This window comes from Mesorhizobium sp. B2-1-3 (genome assembly GCF_006442495.1).
In the GTDB taxonomy this organism is placed as follows: Bacteria; Pseudomonadota; Alphaproteobacteria; order Rhizobiales; family Rhizobiaceae; genus Mesorhizobium.
This window is the reverse complement of record NZ_VFWL01000002.1, coordinates 62,971-84,783: the sequence shown is the minus strand read 5'-3', so window position 1 is coordinate 84,783 and position 21,813 is coordinate 62,971. Positions and strand designations below refer to the sequence as shown.

Genomic DNA, 21,813 nt, shown 5'->3' with positions numbered 1-21,813 from the left:
CAATTGACAATTTCCGTGGCCGGGTGTCGGCTGCCATCCTCACAGGAGGCCAGCCATGCAGCCCGTCCAGAGCCAGCACGCCCCCTATAACGGCCTCACCCGGGCCGAGCCGACATTGCCGTCCTCGGCCTATTGGGATGCGGCGGCCTACCAGCGCGACCTCGACGCCATCTGGTACAGGAACTGGCTGCTCGTCTGCCGTGAAGCTGATCTCGCCCAACCGCTGGCTTTCCGCACCTTCCGTGTCGGCAGCCAGGAGATCGTCGTGCTGCGTGACGATACCGGCGAACTGCGCGCCTTCCACAACACCTGCCGGCATCGCGGCTCGCAGCTTTGCCAGGAACGCGAGGGGCGGCTGAAGGCGCGGCTGATCACCTGCCCCTACCACGCATGGTCCTATTCGCTGCGCGGCGAGCTCGTGCGCGTGCCATCGAAAACGCTGCCCGAAGGTTTCGACAAGGCGGACCATCCGCTCTATCGCGTCGCGCTGTCGGTCTGGCGCGGCTTCGTCTTCGTCAATCTCGCGGAAGATGCCGCCGGCTCGGCGCACTCATCCTTCGACCCGGCCTCCGGCGATCTCGGCAACTGGCCGCTGGAATCGCTGGTATCGGGCCATGTGCTGCGCAAGGTGATGAACTGCAACTGGAAGATCTTCTGGGAAAACTTCAACGAATGCCTGCATTGCCCCGGCGTCCACAAGGACCTGTCGCGGCTGGTGCCGATCTACGGCCGCGGCCTGATGGGCCGGCATGACGACCCCGAATGGACCCGCCATGCCGACAATGACGCGCCGGAATTTTCCGGCGGGCTGCGGGCGGGTGCCGAAACATGGTCACGTGACGGCCAGGCGCATGGGCCGGTCTTTTCGGGCCTGACGCCGGCCGAGCACGCCGCCGGCCAGACCTACGCCACCAGCCTGCCCTCGATGTTCATCGTCGGCCACGTCGACTATGTCAGGTCCGTACGGCTGGTGCCGCTTGGCCCCGAGCAGACCGAATTGACCGCCGAATGGCTGTTCGCGCCCGACGCGCTCGCCGCCACCGACATCGACAACATCGTCGGATTCGGCACCCAGGTGCTGGAGGAGGATGCCGCGATCTGCGAGGTCAACCAGAAAGGGCTGCGCTCCATGCGCCATAAGGCCGGCGTGCTGATGCCGGAGGAGTACGACCTCCACCGCTTCCACGATTGGGTACGCGAACGACATGCTGCGCTTGTGCCGTAAGCTTCACAGCGACTTCGGCAGATACCGCCAGGTGACATAACCGCAGACCGCCGCAAGCAGGCCGAGCGTGACGAAAACCGAGCCCAGTCCGAAAAAGGCCAGCACCACCGAGTAGACCAGCGGCGGCGTCAGTTCGGAAAAGTCGAGATAAGTGCGGTAGACCGCAGCCATCTGCGCCCGCTCATAAGAGCGGACCGAGCGCATGAAGGCGGTCGAGCCCAGCGCGTCGAGCGCGATGGTGAAGAAGGCGCCGCACAGCAGCAAGGCGCCGGTGACGAGCGGCGCGCTTTCGCCGACGGCACCCGCCGCCAGCAGCACCACCGACATGGCGAAATAGGCAAAAGTCATGGTCCTGCGGCCGCCGAAGCGCTTGCCGGCCTTGCCCCAGAAAATCGCCATGAACAAAAGCGCGTTGCCTGCCGAAACCAGAATGCCGCCGGCAAGTTCGCCCTCACCGGTGATGACCATGAACAGCGGGCCATAGACGAAAAATGTCGTCCAGAAGCAGGAGCGGCCGAAGGCGATCAGCCAGGCCAGCCTCAGCCTCGGCTGCGCGACGAAGCGGCCGATATTGGCCAGCGGGTTGACCGGGCGCGTCTTGCCCGGCCGGATCGAGGGATTGTCGCCGAGCCGGTAGGTCCAGAACAACGCCAGCAGGGCCAAGGCGAATACGGCGACCGCGCCATGCGCGGCATAGATGCCGAAGCGTGTGTAGAGAAAGATGCCGAGCGTCGGCCCACCCGTCCAGGCAAACATCGACCACGCCATGCGCAGCGATTCGGCCTGCATGAAATCGGTCTTGCGGATGTGGTCCATGATGTAGAGGTTGAGCGTGATCGACAGCGCGCTGGCGCCCATGACACGGCACAGCATGCCGGCCAATTGCCCGGCGAGCGTATGCGTGACGAAGAACAACGAGCCGATCGCCAGCAGGCAGGCGCCCGCCGTGTAGACCCAGCGCCGCGCGAAGCGCTGGATCAGCATCGGCATGAACAAGGTCACGGACAGGCCGAGCATCGCCACGATGGTGTAGAGGATCGAGACGATCTGCTCGTTGTGGAGGATCTCGTAGGCCTGGATCGGGATGACGCTCGACACCGTGGCGCGAGCGAAGGATTCGACCGCGTAGAGCGAGGCGAAGGTGCGGGCATCCGCGGCCTTGAGGGCCGGTAGCCAGATCGGATGGCGCACATGCGTGGACATTGCTTCCCCAAAGCAGAATCATCAGCCAAATCTGCGGCCATCATTTCGCGACCGGTAACAGGAAACCGACGTGCCCCGGTTAAAACGAAGCCGGTCAAAGGCTTTCCGGTGCTGGCCTAAAGGGGTGCCTGATGCAGCGCCGGCTGATCGTCCGTATCGAAGCTCACGGCCTTCTTTTGTCCGGCGTAACCGTGATAGTCCTCGTGCGGGGCTGAATCAGATCGCGAGACCATGAGCATCCAGACGCCGACCATGCCCGCCGCGGAGTTGCCGAAGACCAAGCGCATCGTCGCCGTCGACATGCTGCGCGGCATCGCGCTGATCGCCATGGCGAGCTACCATTTCACCTGGGACCTGGAATTCTTCGGCTACACCGATCCCGGCCTGACCGCCTTCGGCTGGTGGAAGTTCTATGCTCGCTGCATCGCCTCGACCTTCCTGTTCCTGGTCGGCGTCAGCCTGTATCTCGCCCATGGCAAAGAGATCCGCTGGAACGGCTTCTGGAGACGCTTCGCCATGGTCGCCGGAGCGGCGATCGCCATTTCGGTCGCCACCCGTATCGCCACGCCGGACGGGTGGATCTTCTTCGGCATCCTGCACCAGATCGCGCTGGCGAGCCTGCTCGGGCTGGCATTCCTGCGCCTGCCGGCGCTGCTTACACTGCCGATCGCCGCGGCGGTCATCGCCATTCCCTTCTATTTTCGGCTGGAATCATTCGATCACCCCTGGCTGTGGTGGGTCGGTCTTTCCGCGGTCAACCCACACTCCAACGACTATGTCCCGCTGTTCCCGTGGTTCGGTGCGGTGCTTGTGGGCCTCGGAGCGACCAAGCTTGCCTCCCGCTTCGGCGTCTTGGCGCGCCTGGCGGATGTGGCGCCCGGGCGCTGGTCCAACCCGCTGGTCTTCATCGGTCGGCACAGCCTGGCCTTCTACCTGATCCATCAGCCGCTGCTGATCGGCAGTGTCTGGTTGTTCTCGCAAGTAATGCCGGCCAAGGTCGAAACCCCGCAGGTGAACTTTCTCAAGACCTGCCAGATCTCGTGCGAGCAGCAGCGCGACAGCAAGTTCTGTTCGAGCTATTGTGGGTGCATGCTGGACACGCTGGAGGGCGAGGCAACGCTTGATCGGCTCTATAAGAACGACCAGACCGCCGAATGGAGAGCGCATCTGGCGGATCTCGCCGGCACCTGCACGGCCCAGACCGACAGCAAGATGACGGAGGAAGGTGTCGAATGACCGAGACCCCGCCCAAACCTGGGCTGATACCGTGGCCGCCGCTGATCTACATCGCCGCCATCGCCATCAGTATCGCGCTCGGCCTGCTCTTTCCCCTGCCCTGGATCGGCGACCTCCTGGGCGACCTCCTCTACGCGGCCGGCTGGGTGGCGCTGTTCGGCGTCGCCGCACTCTGGTTCACCGCCATCCGCACCATGACGCGGGCCAAGACCACGCTCAACCCCAACGCCGTGCCGGACCATTTGGTCACCACGGGTCCTTTCGGCATCACCCGCAATCCGATGTACCTCGCCAACACGCTGCTGTTGATCGGCGTTGCCTTCATCTCCGGGATGGTCTGGTTCCTGCCGCTCGCCTTCGTCGCCGCCTTCGTCACGCAGAAGGTCGCGGTGGAAAAGGAAGAAAAGATGCTGTCGGCAAAGTTCGGCAAAAAATACCGCGACTATGCCAAAAGAGTGCGGCGCTGGATTTGAGCATCTGAACGCCGGCTGCCAGAGCCATATCGGGAAGATAACGGTTTCCGATTTGTGGCGGAGACCAACAATTTGTCGATGTCGGCGCCGCCCCTCACCTGCCTGCCGGCATCCTCTCCCCGTATAGTGACGGGGAGAGGGGCGCTGTCATCAGCGGTTTCGCCAGCCACCAGCGTTGCAGGAAAGAGACCGAGATCACGGTCAGCCCCCTTCTCCCCGTGACTATACGGGGAGAAGTGCCCGGCAGGGCGATGAGGGGCGGCGCCGACTCTAAAGCGATTGTCCTGCCTGGAAGGCCGCTACGTATTAACCCCGAGCTCCACCAGCCGCTCAACGCAGGATTCCTCGGCCTGGTCGAGTTCGGCCAATGTCTCCTCGAGGTCGCGGCGCTTTTGCCTCAGATCCTCGCGCTTTTCCTCGATGCGCTTGATCATCAGCTTGAGCTGGCCGACCTCGCCGGGCGGTTCCTTGTACATCTGGATGATTTCGCGGATCTCGTTGATCGAGAAGCCGAGCCGTTTTCCGCGCATGATCTGCCGGATCAAGTGTCGGTCGGATGGACGAAACAGCCGCGTGCGGCCCCGCCGCACCGGCTGCACCAGTCCCTCGTCCTCGTAGAACCGCAGCGTCCGCGTCGACACGTCGAATTCGCGCGTCAGCTCGGTGATCGAATAATATTCCCGCATTCTCGCCCCATAGCCGGAGATTGGCGACTGCTGCTCTCCGTCCGCGGCAGACCTGCCGGAATCGGCCGCAGTCTGCCTGTCGCCGAGCCTCGCACGGCATTTACGTAAAAGTCAATTGAGCCGGATCAATGGACGCCGAACCACCACGTGGCAAGGCCCAGAAAAGCGAAGAAACCAACGACGTCGGTGACCGTGGTGACAAAGACTGCCGAAGCGACCGCGGGATCGACCTTGAAGCGGTCGAGCAGCAGCGGGATCAGGATGCCGGCAAGGGCCGCAACGAACATGTTGATGATCATGGCCGCGGCGATGATGCCGCCCAGATTGGCATCGCGGAACCAGACGGCGGCTACGATGCCGATCAATATGGCGAAAACGATGCCGTTGATGAAGCCCACGCCTATCTCGCGGCGAATGATGCGGCCGGCATTGTAGATGTCGAGATCCCTTGTCGCCAGCGCCCGCACGGTGACGGTCATGGTCTGCGAACCGGCATTGCCGCCCATCCCGGCCACGATCGGCATCAGCACGGCGAGCGCCACGATGCGCTCGATCGTGTGGTCGAACAGGCCGATCACCGATGCCGCAAGGAAGGCGGTCAGGAGATTGACAAGCAGCCATGGCACACGCGAACGCGAGGTCGAAAAGATGCTGTCGGAAAGCTCTTCGTCGCCGACGCCGCCCATGCGCAGGAGATCTTCCTCGGCTTCCTGCTGGATGACGTCGACGACGTCGTCGATGGTCAGCACGCCGACCAGCCGCTCGTTCTCGTCGACGACGGCGGCGGACAGAAGGTCATATTGCTCGAACTCCCGCGCGGCCTCTTCCTGGTCCATCGTGGCCGGAATGGCGTGCCGCGTCTCATGCATGACCTCCTCGACCTTGACCGAGCGCTTGGTGCGCAGGATCTGGTCGAGGTCTATGGCGCCAAGCAGCTTGAAGCTCGGGTCGATGACGAAGATCTGGCTGAAGCGGTCGGGAAGGTTCTTGTCCTCGCGCATGTAGTCGATGGTCTGGCCGACCGTCCAGAACGGCGGCACCGCGACGAACTCCGTCTGCATGCGCCGCCCGGCGGTCTCCTCGGGGTAGTCGAGCGAGCGACGTAGCCTGATGCGCTCGGTAAACGGCAGCTGCGACAGGATCTCGTCCTGGTCCTCCGGTTCGAGATCCTCGAGGATGTAGACCGCGTCGTCGGAATCGAGTTCCTGCACCGCCTGGGCAATCTGCGCGTTGGGCAGATTGTCGACGATGTCCATGCGGATCGCCTCGTCGACCTCGGTCAGCGCGGAAAAATCGAAGTCGGCCCCCAAAAGCTCGACAAGGGCGCGCCGCTGGTCGGGATGCAGCGCCTCGATCAGGTCGCCCATTTCCGACTGGTGCAGGTCGTCGACCTCACGCTTGAGCGTGAGCGTATCGCGGTCGGCGATCGCCGCGCCGATCTGGGCGAGAAAGGACGAAAGGACAGCGCCGTCCTCACCGTAGATGTCGGCGCGGTGTTCGTCAGCGACCCCAGCGCCGGTCGTCCGTTCGTCCTGGCCTTCCACCAGCGCCTCCCGCCATTGCAATCCTGGAAAAGGTGCATCTCAGGTCTAGAACATCGGACCCGAAAGTGGAAACCGGTTTCGGGAAAATCCGACGCTCAAAAAGAAACTGGCGTAACGCGCGGGAATATCAAACGAAATGCGCGGTGTCCGTAGGGCTGGAGGTGCCGCTACAAATCAGATTCTGGGGAGAGAGAATGGTGCGGTCGAGAAGACTCGAACTTCCACGGGTTGCCCCACAGCGACCTCAACGCTGCGCGTCTACCAATTCCGCCACGACCGCACGTGGTAGGAGCCGGAACCGACCGGCTCGCGGCGTGTAGCAAATCGTTTCCGGCGAAACAAGTGCGCCCCGAGCATTTAATCGCTGGGAATTGCCAAAACGGATCAAAGCGCCAAAATGCACCGCGAACTGGACGTTTCGGCCCGATATCGCCATATGGAGTACAACAAGAGACATCCCATGCCAGAACGCAGCCAGATCGCCACGTCGTTCCTGCCTTTGCCCGGTTCGGCGCCCGTCGAATGGGCGATCGAGCCCGGCCTCACCGCCTACCCCGAGGCGCTTGCCTTCATGGAGGCGCGCGCCGAAGCGATCCGCAGCGGGGCCGCCGGCGAGATGGTCTGGCTGGTCGAACATCCGCCGCTCTATACCGCCGGCACGAGTGCGCGCAGCGAGGACCTGATCGACGCCAACCGGTTCCCGGTGTTTTCGGCCGGCCGCGGCGGCGAATACACCTATCATGGGCCGGGCCAGCGCGTCGCCTACGTCATGCTCGACCTGAAACGCCGCCGGGAGGATGTGCGCGCCTTCGTCGCCGCCCTCGAACAATGGATCATCGGCACGCTCGCCGCCTTCAACGTCAATGGCGAGCGCCGTGAGGATCGCGTCGGCGTCTGGGTGGTACGGCCCGATCGCCCTGCCCTGCCGGACGGCTCTGCCGCCGAGGACAAGATCGCGGCAATAGGCATTCGGCTCAGGCGCTGGGTGAGTTTTCACGGTATCGCCATCAATGTCGAGCCGGACCTCGGCCATTTCAGCGGTATCGTGCCGTGCGGCGTGCAGGACCACGGCGTCACCAGCCTCGTCGATCTCGGGCTGCCGGTGACGATGGCCGATCTCGACCTGGCGCTGAAATCAGCGTTCGAGGATGTCTTCGGCCCAGCCACGGCCTTGCCCGTGGAAACAGCCCGCGAGGCCGGCTGAACGCTTCCCGGACAGCTCAGATCAGCCGTGCCGACGCCCAGAGCACTCCATAACCGTGGATGAGGAACACCGCCAGCAGCGCGCCCGCGATGACGAAACGGTCGGCCGTGCGGATCGGCTTCAGTTCGTGGCGCGGCTTCACCCCGCTGCCCGCTGTCAGAAGGCTGAGGATTGCAAAGACCGCGCCGGCCACGAGCAGAAAGCCGATGGAAAAGCCGGCCCGCCAGCCAAGCGCCAGGAACGCCGAGAGCAGGAAGAAGGAGGCCAGCGCCAGCGCGACCGGCCCCGGGCAGATCTGGCGCAGCACCTGGCCGCCATCGAATTTCCACACCGGCACCAGATTGGCGATGTTGAACAGGGCAGCACAGCCCGCCAGTGTCGCCAGCAATGTCGCGGCAAGCCAGTGCCCTTCCGCGCTTGCAAACGTGCTGCCCATCATCGCCAACGGCACCAGGAAAGCAGAGAACCCGGCGCCCATCAGCGCCACGAACGCAACTTCGAAACGGCTGTCATAGGGCCGGCCGCCAATGGCGAGGCCGCCGAGCAGCGGGATGAAGATCATGCGCGCCCTGCGATGGCCCATCAGGCGGAATGCCGCCATGTGGCCGAGCTCGTGCAGGGCGACAACGGAAGTCAGGATCGCGGCCAGAGCAAGCCCGCCGCGGTGAAGCCCGAAGAACGGCCACAGGATGAATGCCGAGAGAGCGGCGAAGCCGAACTGGCTCAGCGGATGTTCGAACCAGCCGCCCTTGCGATACCGCCCTGTCCTGGCCCAGCCATCCAGCTTGGCGAGTTCGCGGCGCATGGCGAAATAGCGGAACGCCAGGAAGGCCAGGCCGCGGTAACGGTCGGTCTGGGCGAGCGTCACCCGGGTGGCCTCGCCAATCGAGACCAACTGCGCGGTTTCCCGATAATGCGCCCAGAAAGACGGATCGAGCGCCGTGTCCTCGATGACGCGCATCGAAAAGCACCTGCCGTGCACGACATTCTCGAGCAAGGCCTTGCGTTCGATCGGCAGGCCGTCCCGGCCCTCCCAGGACATTCTGGTGCGGACCACTCCCTCGCCCAGCATCTCTGCCGAGAGGATTTCGCCGGACCAGCCGGCATTGCTCCCGAGCGGCCACAGCGCCTGCCACAGACGCTGCCGGTCGGCCGCGACCGTGCGGCTGAGCCTGATTGTGCGCAAACCAAGCGGCACGCTCATCAGGAGAAAGATCAGCCCGAGATTGCTGGCCACGAGGAAGGCGGTGACGATGGGCGACACGCGGCGCTCCTGCTTTCAGGAGCGATACCCTAGCGCCATGGCGGCAAGAAAGGCTTAACGGCAAGGCGGACTTTCGTCCGCCGGAACAGCGACGGCAGACACCGCCATCTCACATGGCTCCGATCCAGATCGCCATGGAAATGAGAAAGGTGCTCATGCAAACCAGCGAGATGACATCCTGAACCAGATCGGTCATAACTCTCTCCTGTTGTTGATATGTTCGCAATTTGTTCTAATTTTGTTTCAAAGTCAACGAGCGGAATCCGTCCGCTGCCGGAATTTTCGAGCGATCAAACCGGCAGGGTTAAGAAAAGGTTGACGGCGCGGGACCTATCAACAGGTCAGGAAGATGTCGGCGACGCTATCGTCAGTTAGCATATGGGATGAGCGCCTGCTGCCCTCAATCTCAGTAGAGACAATAGTGGGTAAGCTACGACTGCCGAGTGATGGACGTGAGGCAACACCAAGGCGCCAATCAAGCTGATCGCTGGCGAAAGCGCATGAGGCAAGGCCGCCGGTGGCGCCTCTCGCGCAACTTTGTGACCCTGGCTGCTCATCCTGGTGATGACCGCGATCTCTTCCGCCCTGATCGCACTGAAGGCTCACTGGCGGTTCTGATCCAGAGGACTCCCGGAGGGATCAGTATCCCCGAAGGCAAACTAAACCCGCGGAAATCTCGCTGGACGTTGTTAAGGTTGAACCCAATCTCGCAGCGGACATCGAGGTACCCCTTAGAGCGGCACCACCTTGCCCTCGGCCAGGGTGACCCGCCGGTCCATGCGCGCTGCCAGCTGGTGATTGTGGGTGGCGATCAGCGCCGCGAGGCCGGATTGCCGCACCAATGCCTCCAGCGCCTCGAACACATAGGAGGCAGTGACCGGGTCGAGATTCCCGGTGGGCTCGTCCGCCAGCAGCACCAGCGGCGCATTGGCGACCGCACGCGCGATTGCCACGCGCTGCTGCTCGCCGCCCGACAGTTCGGACGGCCGGTGCGATGCACGCTTGCCGATCTGCATGTAGTCGAGCAGCTGCGCCGCGCGCTCGGCCGCCTCCTTGCGCGGCAGCCCTTTGATGAGCTGCGGCATCATGATGTTTTCCAGCGCCGAAAACTCCGGTAGCAGATGGTGGAACTGGTAGACGAAGCCGACATCGTTGCGGCGGATCGACGTGCGCTCGTCGTCGGAAAGCCGGCCGCAGGCGCGTCCGGCCAGGATCACGTCGCCGGCATCCGGGCGCTCCAGAAGGCCGGCCGTGTGCAGCAGCGTCGATTTGCCGGTACCGGACGGCGCCACCAGCGCCACCATCTCGCCGCGCCGCAGCGAGAAGTCGGCGCCGTTGAGGATGGTGAGCTTGCGCGGCCCCTGGACATAGTGCCGCTCGACGCTCTTCAGCTCGATAATGGCCTGCGCCATCACTCGTACCTCAATGCTTCGACCGGATCGAGCCGAGCCGCCCGCCAGGCCGGGAACAATGTCGCCAGGAAGGACAGGCCGAGCGCCATGATGACGACATAGGTCGTCTCGCGCGGATCCATCTTTGCCGGCAACTGGCTGAGGAAATAGAGCTCTGGATTGAACAGCACCTTGCCCGTCATCCAGGAAAAGAACTCGCGGATCGATTCGATGTTGAGGCAGATGATCACGCCGAGCAGCACGCCGGCGATGGTGCCGGTGACGCCGATCGCCGCGCCCGTCATCAGGAATATGCGCAGGATGGCGCCGCGCGAGGCGCCCATGGTGCGCAGGATGGCGATGTCGTGCCCCTTGTCCTTCACCAGCATGACCAACCCGGAGATGATGTTGAGCGCCGCCACCAGCACGATCAGCGTCAGGATCATGAACATGACGTTGCGCTCCACCTGCAGGGCGGAAAAGAAGGTCTCGTTGCGTTGCCGCCAGTCGACGAGGTCGATGGGTCGCTGCGCCGCTTCTTCCACCTTCGGCTTCAGCGCGTCGACATCATCGGGATTGTCGACATAGATCTCGATCGTCTGCGCCCGTCCGTCCATGTTGAAATAAAGCTGCGCTTCCGAGAACGGCATGTAGACGATGGAGGCGTCATATTCCGACATGCCGACTTCGAAGATCGCCGCGATCTTGTAGCCCTTCATGCGCGGCGTCGTGCCGAGCGGCGTCACGTCGCCGTCCGGCGAGATGAGCGTGATCGTGTCGCCGAGCGCCAGGCCGAGATTCTCCGCCATGCGCTTGCCGATGGCGACGCCCTCGCCCGTGTCGAAATCGGCGATCGAGCCCTGCTTGATGTTGCTGGCGACGATGGCGATCTTGCCCAGGTCCTCGCCCCTGATACCGCGCACCAGCGCGCCGGAGCCGCCGCCGACATTGCCTTGCGCCAGCACTTGGCCGTCGATCAGCGGAATGGCGTATTTGACGCCGGCCACGCCGTTGATGCGGCCGGCGACCTGCGCATAGTCCTCAAGCGGCGAATCCAGCGGCTGCACGATCAGATGGCCGTTTACGCCGAGAATGCGGGTGAGCAGCTCGGCCCTGAACCCGTTCATGACGGCCATCACCACGATCAGCGTCGCCACCCCCAGCATGATGCCGAGGAAGGAGATCGAGGCGATGACCGAGATCACCGTCTCCTTGCGTCGCGAGCGCAGATAGCGCCACGCCACCGTGCGTTCGAAGATGGAAAACGGTCCGGCGCCTGCCGGTCTCGCTGCCGCCGCCTCGCTCATGCGGCGGCACCGAAGCGTTTTTTCGCATCGGCGATCGGCAGCGTCACGCGCTCGCCGGTCTTGCGGTTCTTGATTTCGACCTCGCCGGCGGCCACGCCGCGCGGTCCGACGATCACCTGCCAGGGCAGGCCGATCAGGTCGGCGGTGGCGAACTTGCCGCCCGGCCGCTGGTCGGTGTCGTCATAGAGCACATCCTTGCCGGCGGCAGTGAAAGCTGCGTTGAGTTCATCGCAGACACGGTCGCAATCGGCATCGCCGGCTTTCATGTTGATCAGGCCGATGTCGAACGGCGCCACCGCTTCCGGCCAGATGATGCCGTTCTCGTCATGGCTGGCTTCGATGATCGCCGCAACCAGCCGCGACGGGCCGATGCCGTAGGAACCGCCGGAAGCGAAATGATCCTTGCCGTCGGGCCCGGTCACCTTGGCGCCCATCGGCTTGGAGTATTTCTCGCCGAAATGGAAGATATGGCCGACTTCGATGCCGCGCGCCGAAACCTTGTCGCTGTCGGGAACCTCAGCCCAGGCCGCTTCGTCATGCATTTCGTCGGTCGCGGCGTAAGGCGTCGTCCAGGTCTTGACGATGCCTGATATCTCGGCGTCGTTGGAGAAATCGGTGTTGGCTCCGGGCACGCCGAGCGACAGATAATCGCGATGGCAGAACACCTGGCTCTCGCCGGTGTCGGCCAGGATGATGAATTCATGGCTGAGATCGCCGCCGATCGGACCGGTGTCGGCCCGCATCGGGATCGCCTGTAGGCCCATGCGGGTGAAGGTCCGGAGATAGGACACGAACATCCTGTTGTAGGCGGCTCTCGCGCCTTCGAAGTCGAGATCGAAGGAGTAGGCATCCTTCATCAGGAATTCCCGGCTGCGCATGACGCCGAAGCGCGGCCGCACCTCGTCGCGGAACTTCCACTGGATGTGGTAGAGGTTGAGCGGCAAGTCCTTGTAGGACTTTACATAGGCGCGGAAGATCTCGGTGACCATTTCCTCGTTGGTCGGGCCGTAAAGCATGTCGCGGTCCTGGCGGTCCTTGATGCGCAACATCTCCTTGCCGTAGTCGTTATAGCGGCCGCTTTCGCGCCAAAGGTCGGCCGACTGGATGGTCGGCATCAGGATTTCCAGCGCGCCGGCGCGGTTCTGTTCCTCGCGGATGATCTGGCAGACCTTGTCCAGGACCCGTTTGCCCAGCGGCAGCCAGGAAAAACTGCCCTGCCCCTGCTGGCGGATCATGCCGGCGCGCAGCATCAGCCGATGCGAGACGATCTCCGCCTCGCGCGGATTCTCTTTGAGGATGGGCAGGAAATAGCGCGACAAACGCATGGACTGGTCCGTGAATGAGGAGGCCGCGCCAGAATCGGTGCGACGCAGGCTTGCTTGCCCCGGCTTCATAGCCATTTCATGGCGCAATGGGAACCCGGACGCATCGACCCGGAAATCGGAAATTCAGCTTACGAACGGCGTGGCGCGCGGAATGAAAACGTTTTGAGCACCCCTCGCGCGCGCCGCGAATGCTGGACGATCGAAGGAGCCACGGTTGCATAAAACGCCCGGCTGGTGGTTTCCCAAGCAAAGCCTGCCGTACTATTGTGCAGTGCAGCACGAGAATGCCCGTTTCAAGGCAAAATTCTTCGTGACATTTTCATTTCCGTTGGGCTAATGTGCCCCGATAACCGAGAGAGCAGAGAAAAATCTGTTCTCCTACGCGGTCAAAGTCTTGGGAGGATGCGATCTAGGCGCGGTTACTCGCTGCCGCCGGAAACCGGAAACAGATCGGACGCGTTTAAATTGCAAGGCCTTGTGCCTTGCATTTTTTTTGTGCAATCACCTGCTTAGCGCAATGCGTTGCCAAACCACCTTACCCTGCGTCATGATTTTTGAAGCCTGAACAGATGAGCCGGCGCCGAATGGCGGCATGACCTCGCCCGAAGCGCAAGAGCCGGTTTGAATGCTGCTATTTTGCCGTGGCCTGGCCGAATTCCGGCACGATGTGCGGGATGTCGTTGAGGCTATATCCCAGCCCGTGCGTCAGGCCGTAGAAAATGCCCATGAGCACCGCCGTGGCGACGGTGGTGCGGATCACCGCACGCAGCATATGTGGTCCGCGCGGCGCGCTAGGCACCGTGCCCAGCGTCACGTCACGGTCGTCATCCTGCGTCCTGACGCTGAACGGCAGAACGGCAAACAGCACCACCCACCAGGTCGCGAAAAACAGTGCGGTGAACGAAACCCAGCTCATGATTGCTCCAGTTCGATCAGCGTGCCGAAGAAATCCTTCGGATGCAGGAACAGCACAGGTTTGCCATGCGCGCCGGTCTTCGGCTTGCCGTCGCCCAGAACCCGGGCGCCGGCTGCCTGGAGCCGGTCCCGCGCGGTAAGGATATCGTCGACCTCATAGCAGAGATGGTGCATGCCGCCCGACGGGTTCTTCTCGAGGAAAGCCGCGATCGGCGAGCCCTCGCCGAGCGGCTCCAGCAACTCGATCTTGGTGTTGCCGACATTGACGAACACCACGGTGACGCCATGCCCGGGCAGCGCCTGTGGTTCGCTCACTTCGGCGCCTAGCGTGTCGCGATAGCAAGCGACAGCCGCAGCCAGATCCGGCACCGCAAGCGCGACATGGTTCAGGCGTCCAAGCATAGAGCGCTCCGCTTTAGGGGAGTAACGGAGTAGGGAAACAAGACAGAAGAAAAGCAACGGCTCATTCTCCCCTACTCCCCTACTGCCTTATTCCCCTATTCGTCACCGCGTGACGAATACAGTCACCAGCGGTTTCTTGCCCCAGGCTTCGTTGGCGGCGCCACGTACGGCACGGCGTACCGCCTCCTGCACCAGATCGAGATCTTTTCGGCGCTGACGGGGGATGGAGTCCACCGCGCCGATTGCCGCATCGATCATCAGGTCCTCCAGCGTCTCGCCCCTGGCGTCGGCCTCGGCGACGCCGATTGCGACGAGATCGGGGTCGCCGGCGAGCTCATACTTCTCGTCCAGCACCACATTGACCGCGACATGGCCGGCAAAGGACAGTTTGCGACGGTCGCGAATGCCCATCGCCTGGTCGGTGCCGATCAACCTGCCGTCCTTGTAGATGCGGCCGAACGGCACCTGGTCGATGATCGTGGCAGGGCCGGGAGCAAGCCGCAGCATGTCGCCGTCGCGCACCTGCGCCACCTGGCCGATGCCCGACGTCGACATCAGCGAGCCCTGCGCCACCAGATGCGCGGCCTCGCCATGCACTGGAACGCCGATCTGCGGCCGTACCCATTCATACATCTTGCGCAATTCGCTGCGCCGCGGATGGCCGGAGACATGAACCAGCGCATCGCCGTCCTCGATGATCTTGATGCCGAGATCGACGAGGCGGTTCTTAATTTCGAGGATCGCCTTCTCGTTGCCGGGAATGGTACGCGAGGAAAACACCACCGTGTCGCCGGCCGTCAGCGACACCGACTTCATCTCGTCGCGCGAGAGCTTGGCAAGCGCCGCCAGCGGCTCGCCCTGGCTGCCGGTGCAGATGACGACCAGGTTTTCGCGCGGAATGAAGCCGAAATCCTCCTCGGCGATGAACTCAGGCAGACCGTCCATGTAGCCGAGTTCGCCGGCGACATCGATGACGCGCTTCAGCGACCGGCCGAGCACCAGGCACTGACGGCCGGCATCGCGCGCCGCCTTGGCGATGGAAACGATACGGCCGACATTGGAGGAGAAGGTGGTGACGGCGACGCGGCCCTTGGCGGCCTGGATAACCCCTTTCAGCCCCTCGCCGACCGCGACTTCCGATGGCGATTCGCCTTCGCGCATAGCATTGGTCGAATCGCAGACCAGCGCCAGCACGCCCTTGTCGCCATAGGCGCGGAACCGTGCTTCGTCGGTCTTGGGTCCGATCGTCGGCGCCGGGTCGATCTTCCAGTCGCCGGTGTGGATGACGGTGCCTGCCGGCGAGGTGATGGCCAGCGACATCGGTTCGGGAATCGAATGCGCGACCGGGATCGCCTCGATTTCGAACGGACCGACAGTGAATTTTTCGCCCGCGCGGTAGATGGTCAGCGGGATCTTCGGCGCGCCCTGCTCGCCCTGGCGCTTGGCTTCCAGCAGCCCGGCGCTGAACGGCGTCATCCACACCGGCGCCTTGAGCCTCGGCCAGATATCCAGCAGCGCGCCATAGTGGTCCTCATGCGCGTGGGTGATCACGATACCGCGCAAATTGGCGATGTTCTCTTCGATGAAGCGCGTGTCGGGCAGGATCAGGTCGACGCCCGGATGCGCCGCGTCGGGAAAGGTGACGCCGACGTCGATGACGATCCATTCGCGCGCGCTCGGCGGACCATAGCCGTAGAGAGCGAAGTTCATACCGATCTCGCCGACGCCGCCCAGCGGCACGAAGACGAGTTCGGCGTTTTCCGCTTTCGCCATGATTTTTTCCTTCCTGGCCCTCAGGCCAAGCCATTGAAGCAATTCCGGGAAAAGTCTGTAACGGTTTTCCGTCTGGAATTGCGCAAAAACAAAACTATAGCCGGGCGGATGCGACCGCGCCGAAATGCACATCGCCGGCGGCGATCGTCAAAACCGAGCCCTCATCGTCGCGGATCACGAAACGGCAGTCCTCGTCAATGGTCTCGAACACCCCGCGCACCACATTACCGTCAATTCTGACAGCAACCTCGCCGCCAAGCCCTGCCGCGCGTGCCAGCCAGCGCCGCCTGACGGCGGCAAGTCCCCGCCCGTCGTCCCACAGGCGGGCATTCTCGCTCCAGGCATCCGACAGCGCCAGGAACAGCGTTTCGGCATCGCATGCCGCACCCAGTGCGTGAAGCGACGTCGCGGGATACGGCAAATCCTCAGGGTACGCCACAACATTGACGCCGATGCCGACCGCCACCGCGAAACGGCCGCCGTCCAGCATGGCCGATTCCAGCAGGATGCCGGCGAGCTTGGCGCCGGAGGCGAGCACGTCGTTCGGCCATTTCAGCTCGAAACGGTTCTTGCCTTCATTGCCGCCGTCGAGGCCGATGGCGATCCGGCCCGCCGGCACCACGGCGTCGAGCGCATCGGCCAGCGCCAGGCCGGCGACGAAACCGAGCGTCGCGGCGAGGCGAAGCTCGCCCCCGGTGAGGACGAGCAGCGTCGCCGCCAGATTGCCCTCGGGTGTCGCCCAGACGCGGCCGCGCCGCCCGCGCCCGCTTTCCTGTTTCTTGGAAACGACCCACAATCTGCCGGGGTCGCCGGCCCGGGCGTGATCCAGCGCCAGCGCATTGGTGGAGCCGACGCTGTCATGCGCCTCCAGCCGGAATCCTTCCGACGCCGAGGTTGGAGCCAGCCGAAATGCCATCCCGTCAGAAGAATGTCTTGGCGGCGGCTTCGGCATAGGTGCCGATCGGACCGCCGATCAGCACATAGAACAGCACGAAAGCGCCGGAGACACCGAGTACGAGGCGCAATTCACTGGCCATCGGCACGAAGCCGCCGACCGGTTCGTCGAACCACATGATCTTGATGATGCGCAGGTAATAATAGGCGCCCACTACCGAGGCCAGCACGCCGATGATCGCCAGCGCGTAGAGGTTGGCATTGATGGCGGCGAGAAAGACGTACCACTTCCCCCAGAAGCCGGCGAGCGGCGGGATGCCGGCCAGCGAGAACATCAGGATGGTCAGGATCGTCGCCATGATCGGGTTGGTCGAGGACAGGCCTGCCAGGTCGCTGATCTGCTCGACATTGCCTTCCTTGCGCCGCATGGCGAGAATGAAGGCGAAGGTGCCGAGCGTCATCACCAGATAGATCAGCATGTAGATCGCGACGCCGCGCACGCCGGCCTGGCTGTTGGCGGCAAGGCCAACCAGCGCGTAGCCCATGTGGCCGATCGAGGAGTAGGCCATCAGGCGCTTGATGTTGGTCTGGCCGATCGCCGCGAAAGAGCCGAGCGCCATCGAGGCGATGGAGATGAAGACGATGATCTGCTGCCAGTCGGAAGCGATCGGCTTGAACGCGCCCATGGTGACGCGCACGATCAGCGCCATAGCCGCCATTTTGGGTGCCGCCGCCAGGAAAGCCGTCACCGGTGTCGGCGCACCCTCATAGACGTCGGGCGTCCACATGTGGAACGGCACCGCCGAGATCTTGAAGGCGAGGCCGGCCAGCACGAAGACCAGGCCGAAGACGAGGCCAAGCTGGCGCTCTCCGCCGCCCAGCGCCGTCGCGATCTCCTGGAACCCGGTGTTGCCGGTATAACCATAGACCAGGCTGATGCCATAGAGCAGCATGCCCGACGACAGCGCGCCGAGGACGAAGTACTTCAGGCCCGCCTCGGTCGAGCGCAGGTTCTCGCGGTTGATCGCGCACAAGACATAGATCGCCAGCGACTGAAGCTCGAGGCCGAGATAGAGCCCGATCATGCCGTTGGCGGAGATCATCAGCATCATGCCGAGCGTGCACAGAAGGATCAGCACCGGATATTCGAACTTGTCGAACCGCTCCGCCCTGGCGAAGCGCATCGACATGATCAGCGTCACCGCCGAGCCCACCAGCGCCAGCAGCTTCATGAAGCGGGCAAAGGAATCCTGGATGAAGGCATTGCCGTAGGCGCTGCCCTGCCCGGTGGAGAAGATCAGCCAGGCGCCCGATATCACCAGCACGGCAACGGCAAGGCCGGTCACGGTGTTGGCGGTGTTGGCGCGCGAATAGGCCCCGACCATCAGCAGCGCGAGCGCGCCGATGGCAAGGATCAGCTCGGGCGTCGAGAGCGACAGGCTGGAGAGAAGGTCCGGCGTCATGGTTCGCAAAACCCCTGGGTCAGTTCGCCGCCGCGGTCTGCGCGGCGCCGATGGATGCGGTGACATTGGTGACGAGCGACTTGACCGACTGGGCCGTCGCGTCGAAGACGGGAGCGGGATAGACGCCGAAGAAGATGACCAGCACAACCAGCGGATAGATGATCGCCTTCTCGCGTGTCGACAGGTCGAGCAGGCCCTTGAGGCTGTCCTTGGTCAGCGCGCCGAAGATCACCCGGCGGTAGAGCCAAAGCGCGTAGGCGGCCGACAGGATGACGCCGGTGGCAGCGAAGAACGCCACCCAGGTATTGACCCGGAACACGCCGAGCATGGTCAGGAACTCGCCGACGAAGCCTGACGTGCCCGGCAGGCCGACATTGGCCATGGTGAAGATCAGGAACACGGTGGCGTATTTCGGCATGTTGTTGACCAGGCCGCCATAGGCGGCGATCTCACGCGTGTGCATGCGGTCATAGATGACGCCGACGCACAGGAACAGCGCGCCCGAGACCAGGCCGTGGCTGAGCATCTGGAAGATCGCGCCCTGCACGCCTTCCTGGTTCATGGCGAAGATGCCCATGGTCACGAAGCCCATATGGGCGACCGACGAATAGGCGATCAGCTTCTTCATGTCCTCCTGCATCAGCGCCACCAGCGAGGTGTAGATGATGGCGACGACCGAAAGTGCGAAGACCAGCGGCGCGAACATCTCGGAGGCCAGCGGGAACATCGGCAAGGAGAACCGCAGGAAGCCGTATCCGCCCATCTTCAACAGAATGGCGGCCAGGATCACCGAACCGGCTGTCGGCGCCTCGACATGCGCATCCGGCAGCCAGGTATGCACCGGCCACATCGGCATCTTCACCGCGAAGGAGGCGAAGAAGGCGAGCCACAGCCATGTCTGCATGTTGGCGGGGAAATTGTGCGTCAACAGCGTCGGGATATCGGTCGTGCCGGACTGGTAGAACATCGCCATGATGGCGAGCAGCATCAGCACCGAGCCGGCGAGCGTGTAGAGGAAGAACTTGAAGGAGGCATAGACGCGGCGCTTGCCGCCCCAGACGCCGATGATGATGAACATCGGGATCAGGCCGGCTTCGAAGAAGACGTAGAACAGCACGATGTCGAGCGCGCAGAACACGCCGATCATCAGCGTTTCGAGCAGCAGGAAGGCGATCATGTAGGCCTTGACGCGCTTCTCGATCGCTTCCCACGACGCCAGGATACAGAGCGGCATCAGGAATGTGGTCAGAATGACGAACAGCATCGAAATGCCGTCGACGCCCATATGGTAGGAGATGCCGGAATCGAGCCAGGCGACCTTCTCGACGAACTGGAAGCCGGCTTGCGAATTGTCGAAGCCGGTCCAGATGAACAGCGAGACGATGAAGGTGAACGTCGTCGTCAGCAGCGCGATGGCGCGGATGTTGCGGCGTGCGTTTTCGCTGTCGTCGTTGATGAACAGGATGAGCAGCACACCAACCAACGGCAGGAAGGTGACCAGCGAGAGAATTGGCCAAGCGGTCATCAGAGCATCATCCAGGTGACGAATGCGGCAACGCCGATCAGCATGGCGAAGGCATAGTGATAGAGATAGCCGGTCTGCAACTTGACGACGCGGTTGGTGACATCGACGACGCGTGCCGAAATGCCGTCAGGCCCGAGACCATCGATGACGGTGCCGTCGCCGGTCTTCCACAGGAAGGAACCGAGGCGTTTGGCCGGCCGCACAAAGAGGAAGTCATAGAGCTCGTCGAAATACCATTTGTTGAGCAGGAAGGCATAGAGCCCGCGATGCTGGGCGGCCAGATTGACCGGCATTTCCGGCGAGCGGATGTAGAACTTCCACGCCAGCGCCAGGCCGATCAGCATGGCGATGAACGGCGACAGCTCGACCCATAGCGGCAGTTCGTGAATGTCGTGCAGGATGTGATTGTCCGGCAGTGTGAACAGCGACGCCTTCCAGAATTCGGCATAGCCTTCGCCAATGAAGGCACCGTGGAAGATGATGCCGGCAAACAGCGCGCCCGCCGCCAGCACGAACAGCGGCACCAGCATCACCGGCGGCGATTCATGGACATGGTGCATCACCTCATGGCTCGCCCGCGGCCTGCCGTGGAAGGTCATGAAGATCAGCCGCCAGGAATAGAAGGAGGTGAAGCCGGCGGCGATCACCAGCAGCACGAAGGCGAGGCCCGCCACGGAATTATGCCCGGCAAAGGCCGTCTCGATGATGGCATCCTTGGAGAAGAACCCGGCGGTGCCGATAACGGTGACCGGAATGCCGACGCCGGTCAGCGCCAGGGTGCCGATTACCATCATCCAGTAGGTCGTCGGGATCAGCGTCCTCAGGCCGCCCATCTTGCGCATGTCCTGCTCGTCGGAAACCGCATGGATGACCGAGCCCGAGCCGAGGAACAGCAGCGCCTTGAAGAAGGCATGCGTGAACAGGTGGAAGATCGCCGCACCATAGGCGCCGACGCCGAGCGCCACGAACATGTAGCCAAGTTGCGAGCAGGTCGAATAGGCGATGACGCGCTTGATGTCGTTCTGGACGAGGCCGACGGTCGCCGCGAAGAAGGCGGTGAAGGCGCCGATGAAGGTCACCACCGTCAGCGCCGAATGCGACAGCTCGAACAGCGGCGACAGCCGCGCCAGCATGAACACGCCGGCCGTCACCATGGTGGCGGCATGGATGAGCGCCGAGACCGGCGTCGGGCCTTCCATGGCGTCCGGCAGCCAGGTGTGCAGCGGCACCTGCGCCGACTTGCCCATGGCACCCATGAACAGCAGCAGGCAGACGATCGTCATCGCTGCCTGCTTATCCAGCGCATAACCGAGGAAGGTCAGCACCGCAGCACCTTGCGGGGCGCCTTCAGCCGGGATGAACGTCGCCGCATTGGCGAAGATGGTGCCGAGATTGACCGAGCCGAACAGCACGAACACGCCGAAGATGCCGAGCGCGAAGCCGAAATCGCCGACGCGGTTGACGACGAAGGCCTTGATGGCCGCGGCGTTGGCCGAGGGCTTCTTGTACCAGAAGCCGATCAGCAGGTAGGACGCCAGGCCCACCCCTTCCCAACCGAAGAACATCTGCACGAGGTTGTCGGCCGTCACCAGCATCAGCATGGCGAAGGTGAACAGCGACAGATAGGCAAAGAAACGCGGCCGGTTCGGATCGTGGTGCATGTAGCCGATCGAGTAGATATGGACCAGCGCCGACACGGTGTTGACCACCACCAGCATGACCACCGTCAGAGTGTCGATCCTGAGCGCCCAGGACGCCTCCAGTCCGCCGGACTGGATCCAGCGCAGCACCGGCACGGTGAACACCTCGCCATGGCCGAAGCCGACGGTGAAGAAAGCAACCCACGACAGCACCGCCGCGATCACCAGGAAGCCGGAGGTGATGTATTCGGACGCCTTGGCGCCGAGCGACGTGCCGAACAGGCCGACGATCAGGAAGCCGAGCAGCGGAAGGAAGACGATGGCCTGGTACATGGTGGTTCCG

18 protein-coding genes and 1 tRNA gene are annotated in these 21,813 nt (G+C 63.3%); 4 read left to right on the top strand and 15 right to left on the bottom strand.

Annotated features, from left to right (window positions below):
* Positions 1-55: 55 nt before the first annotated feature.
* On the top strand, positions 56-1,225 hold the full coding sequence (locus FJ973_RS04945; RefSeq protein WP_140555009.1) for an aromatic ring-hydroxylating dioxygenase subunit alpha: 1,170 nt from the start codon (positions 56-58) through the stop codon (positions 1,223-1,225).
* A 3-nt stretch (positions 1,226-1,228) separates the two neighbouring features.
* On the opposite strand, the gene FJ973_RS04940 is transcribed toward FJ973_RS04945, so the two are convergent.
* The gene (locus tag FJ973_RS04940) at positions 1,229-2,428 is read right to left on the bottom strand and encodes an MFS transporter (protein ID WP_140555008.1); all 1,200 of its coding nucleotides are present in this window, start codon (positions 2,426-2,428) and stop codon (positions 1,229-1,231) included.
* A gap of 231 nt (positions 2,429-2,659) precedes the next feature.
* Between FJ973_RS04940 and FJ973_RS04935 the strand changes: the two genes are divergently transcribed.
* Positions 2,660-3,664: a DUF1624 domain-containing protein gene (locus tag FJ973_RS04935; RefSeq protein WP_140555007.1), complete on the top strand. Its 1,005-nt coding sequence runs from the start codon at positions 2,660-2,662 to the stop codon at positions 3,662-3,664.
* A complete protein-coding gene (locus FJ973_RS04930; RefSeq protein ID WP_140555006.1) occupies positions 3,661-4,137 on the top strand; it encodes an isoprenylcysteine carboxylmethyltransferase family protein in 477 nt (158 codons plus the stop codon). The genes FJ973_RS04935 and FJ973_RS04930 overlap by 4 nt, the downstream gene beginning before the upstream one ends.
* 299 nt (positions 4,138-4,436) lie before the next feature.
* On the opposite strand, the gene FJ973_RS04920 is transcribed toward FJ973_RS04930, so the two are convergent.
* The 3 genes from FJ973_RS04920 to FJ973_RS04910 form a co-directional block, all read right to left on the bottom strand.
* Entirely contained in the window at positions 4,437-4,823 is a 387-nt protein-coding gene (locus FJ973_RS04920; protein WP_006203215.1) for a MerR family DNA-binding transcriptional regulator, read from the bottom strand.
* Positions 4,824-4,948: 125 nt separating this feature from the next.
* Positions 4,949-6,367 carry a magnesium transporter gene (mgtE, locus tag FJ973_RS04915; protein WP_140495597.1) on the bottom strand — a complete coding sequence of 473 codons (1,419 nt, stop codon included), beginning with the start codon at positions 6,365-6,367 and terminating at the stop codon, positions 4,949-4,951.
* Positions 6,368-6,562: 195 nt separating this feature from the next.
* Positions 6,563-6,647, bottom strand: a tRNA-Leu gene (locus FJ973_RS04910).
* A gap of 180 nt (positions 6,648-6,827) precedes the next feature.
* Here FJ973_RS04910 and lipB point away from each other — a divergent pair.
* On the top strand, positions 6,828-7,571 hold the full coding sequence (gene lipB / locus FJ973_RS04905; RefSeq protein WP_140555005.1) for a lipoyl(octanoyl) transferase LipB: 744 nt from the start codon (positions 6,828-6,830) through the stop codon (positions 7,569-7,571).
* Positions 7,572-7,587: 16 nt separating this feature from the next.
* On the opposite strand, the gene FJ973_RS04900 is transcribed toward lipB, so the two are convergent.
* From FJ973_RS04900 to nuoL, 11 genes are all read right to left on the bottom strand, one after another.
* Positions 7,588-8,835, bottom strand: a complete 1,248-nt coding sequence (locus FJ973_RS04900; protein ID WP_140555004.1) for a site-2 protease family protein — start codon at positions 8,833-8,835, stop codon at positions 7,588-7,590.
* Positions 8,836-9,566: 731 nt separating this feature from the next.
* On the bottom strand, positions 9,567-10,250 hold the full coding sequence (locus FJ973_RS04895) for an ABC transporter ATP-binding protein (RefSeq protein WP_181170865.1): 684 nt from the start codon (positions 10,248-10,250) through the stop codon (positions 9,567-9,569).
* Positions 10,247-11,533, bottom strand: coding sequence for a lipoprotein-releasing ABC transporter permease subunit (locus tag FJ973_RS04890; RefSeq protein ID WP_140516404.1), 1,287 nt, complete (start codon positions 11,531-11,533; stop codon positions 10,247-10,249). The genes FJ973_RS04895 and FJ973_RS04890 overlap by 4 nt, the downstream gene beginning before the upstream one ends.
* A complete protein-coding gene (gene proS, locus FJ973_RS04885) occupies positions 11,530-12,858 on the bottom strand; it encodes a proline--tRNA ligase (protein ID WP_140495593.1) in 1,329 nt (442 codons plus the stop codon). The genes FJ973_RS04890 and proS overlap by 4 nt, the downstream gene beginning before the upstream one ends.
* Before the next feature lie 631 nt (positions 12,859-13,489).
* Positions 13,490-13,774 (bottom strand): DUF1467 family protein, encoded by a 285-nt coding sequence (locus FJ973_RS04880; RefSeq protein ID WP_140495592.1) that lies wholly within the window; start codon positions 13,772-13,774, stop codon positions 13,490-13,492.
* Positions 13,771-14,175 carry a methylmalonyl-CoA epimerase gene (mce, locus tag FJ973_RS04875; RefSeq protein WP_140555002.1) on the bottom strand — a complete coding sequence of 135 codons (405 nt, stop codon included), beginning with the start codon at positions 14,173-14,175 and terminating at the stop codon, positions 13,771-13,773. The genes FJ973_RS04880 and mce overlap by 4 nt, the downstream gene beginning before the upstream one ends.
* A 102-nt stretch (positions 14,176-14,277) precedes the next feature.
* Positions 14,278-15,948, bottom strand: coding sequence for a ribonuclease J (locus FJ973_RS04870; protein WP_140495590.1), 1,671 nt, complete (start codon positions 15,946-15,948; stop codon positions 14,278-14,280).
* Positions 15,949-16,042: 94 nt separating this feature from the next.
* On the bottom strand, positions 16,043-16,864 hold the full coding sequence (locus tag FJ973_RS04865; protein ID WP_140555001.1) for a biotin--[acetyl-CoA-carboxylase] ligase: 822 nt from the start codon (positions 16,862-16,864) through the stop codon (positions 16,043-16,045).
* Positions 16,865-16,868: 4 nt separating this feature from the next.
* The gene (gene nuoN / locus FJ973_RS04860; RefSeq protein WP_140495588.1) at positions 16,869-18,305 is read right to left on the bottom strand and encodes an NADH-quinone oxidoreductase subunit NuoN; all 1,437 of its coding nucleotides are present in this window, start codon (positions 18,303-18,305) and stop codon (positions 16,869-16,871) included.
* A gap of 19 nt (positions 18,306-18,324) precedes the next feature.
* Complete coding sequence (locus tag FJ973_RS04855; protein WP_140495587.1) at positions 18,325-19,830, bottom strand: NADH-quinone oxidoreductase subunit M; 1,506 nt, start codon at positions 19,828-19,830, stop codon at positions 18,325-18,327.
* The gene (gene nuoL, locus FJ973_RS04850; RefSeq protein WP_140516407.1) at positions 19,830-21,803 is read right to left on the bottom strand and encodes an NADH-quinone oxidoreductase subunit L; all 1,974 of its coding nucleotides are present in this window, start codon (positions 21,801-21,803) and stop codon (positions 19,830-19,832) included. Before nuoL ends, FJ973_RS04855 begins: the two co-directional genes overlap by 1 nt.
* Between the last annotated feature and the right edge of the window lie 10 nt (positions 21,804-21,813).

Coding starts and splice junctions, on each gene's coding strand:
- FJ973_RS04930 (WP_140555006.1), top strand. CDS start 3,661: ATGACCGAGACCCCGCCCAAACCTGGGCTGATACCGTGGCCGCCGCTG.
- FJ973_RS04855 (WP_140495587.1), bottom strand. CDS start 19,830: ATGACCGCTTGGCCAATTCTCTCGCTGGTCACCTTCCTGCCGTTGGTT.
- FJ973_RS04890 (WP_140516404.1), bottom strand. CDS start 11,533: ATGAGCGAGGCGGCGGCAGCGAGACCGGCAGGCGCCGGACCGTTTTCC.
- FJ973_RS04870 (WP_140495590.1), bottom strand. CDS start 15,948: ATGGCGAAAGCGGAAAACGCCGAACTCGTCTTCGTGCCGCTGGGCGGC.
- FJ973_RS04945 (WP_140555009.1), top strand. CDS start 56: ATGCAGCCCGTCCAGAGCCAGCACGCCCCCTATAACGGCCTCACCCGG.
- lipB (WP_140555005.1), top strand. CDS start 6,828: ATGCCAGAACGCAGCCAGATCGCCACGTCGTTCCTGCCTTTGCCCGGT.
- nuoL (WP_140516407.1), bottom strand. CDS start 21,803: ATGTACCAGGCCATCGTCTTCCTTCCGCTGCTCGGCTTCCTGATCGTC.
- mce (WP_140555002.1), bottom strand. CDS start 14,175: ATGCTTGGACGCCTGAACCATGTCGCGCTTGCGGTGCCGGATCTGGCT.
- FJ973_RS04935 (WP_140555007.1), top strand. CDS start 2,660: ATGAGCATCCAGACGCCGACCATGCCCGCCGCGGAGTTGCCGAAGACC.
- FJ973_RS04880 (WP_140495592.1), bottom strand. CDS start 13,774: ATGAGCTGGGTTTCGTTCACCGCACTGTTTTTCGCGACCTGGTGGGTG.
- proS (WP_140495593.1), bottom strand. CDS start 12,858: ATGCGTTTGTCGCGCTATTTCCTGCCCATCCTCAAAGAGAATCCGCGC.
- nuoN (WP_140495588.1), bottom strand. CDS start 18,305: ATGACGCCGGACCTTCTCTCCAGCCTGTCGCTCTCGACGCCCGAGCTG.
- FJ973_RS04940 (WP_140555008.1), bottom strand. CDS start 2,428: ATGTCCACGCATGTGCGCCATCCGATCTGGCTACCGGCCCTCAAGGCC.
- FJ973_RS04920 (WP_006203215.1), bottom strand. CDS start 4,823: ATGCGGGAATATTATTCGATCACCGAGCTGACGCGCGAATTCGACGTG.
- FJ973_RS04865 (WP_140555001.1), bottom strand. CDS start 16,864: ATGGCATTTCGGCTGGCTCCAACCTCGGCGTCGGAAGGATTCCGGCTG.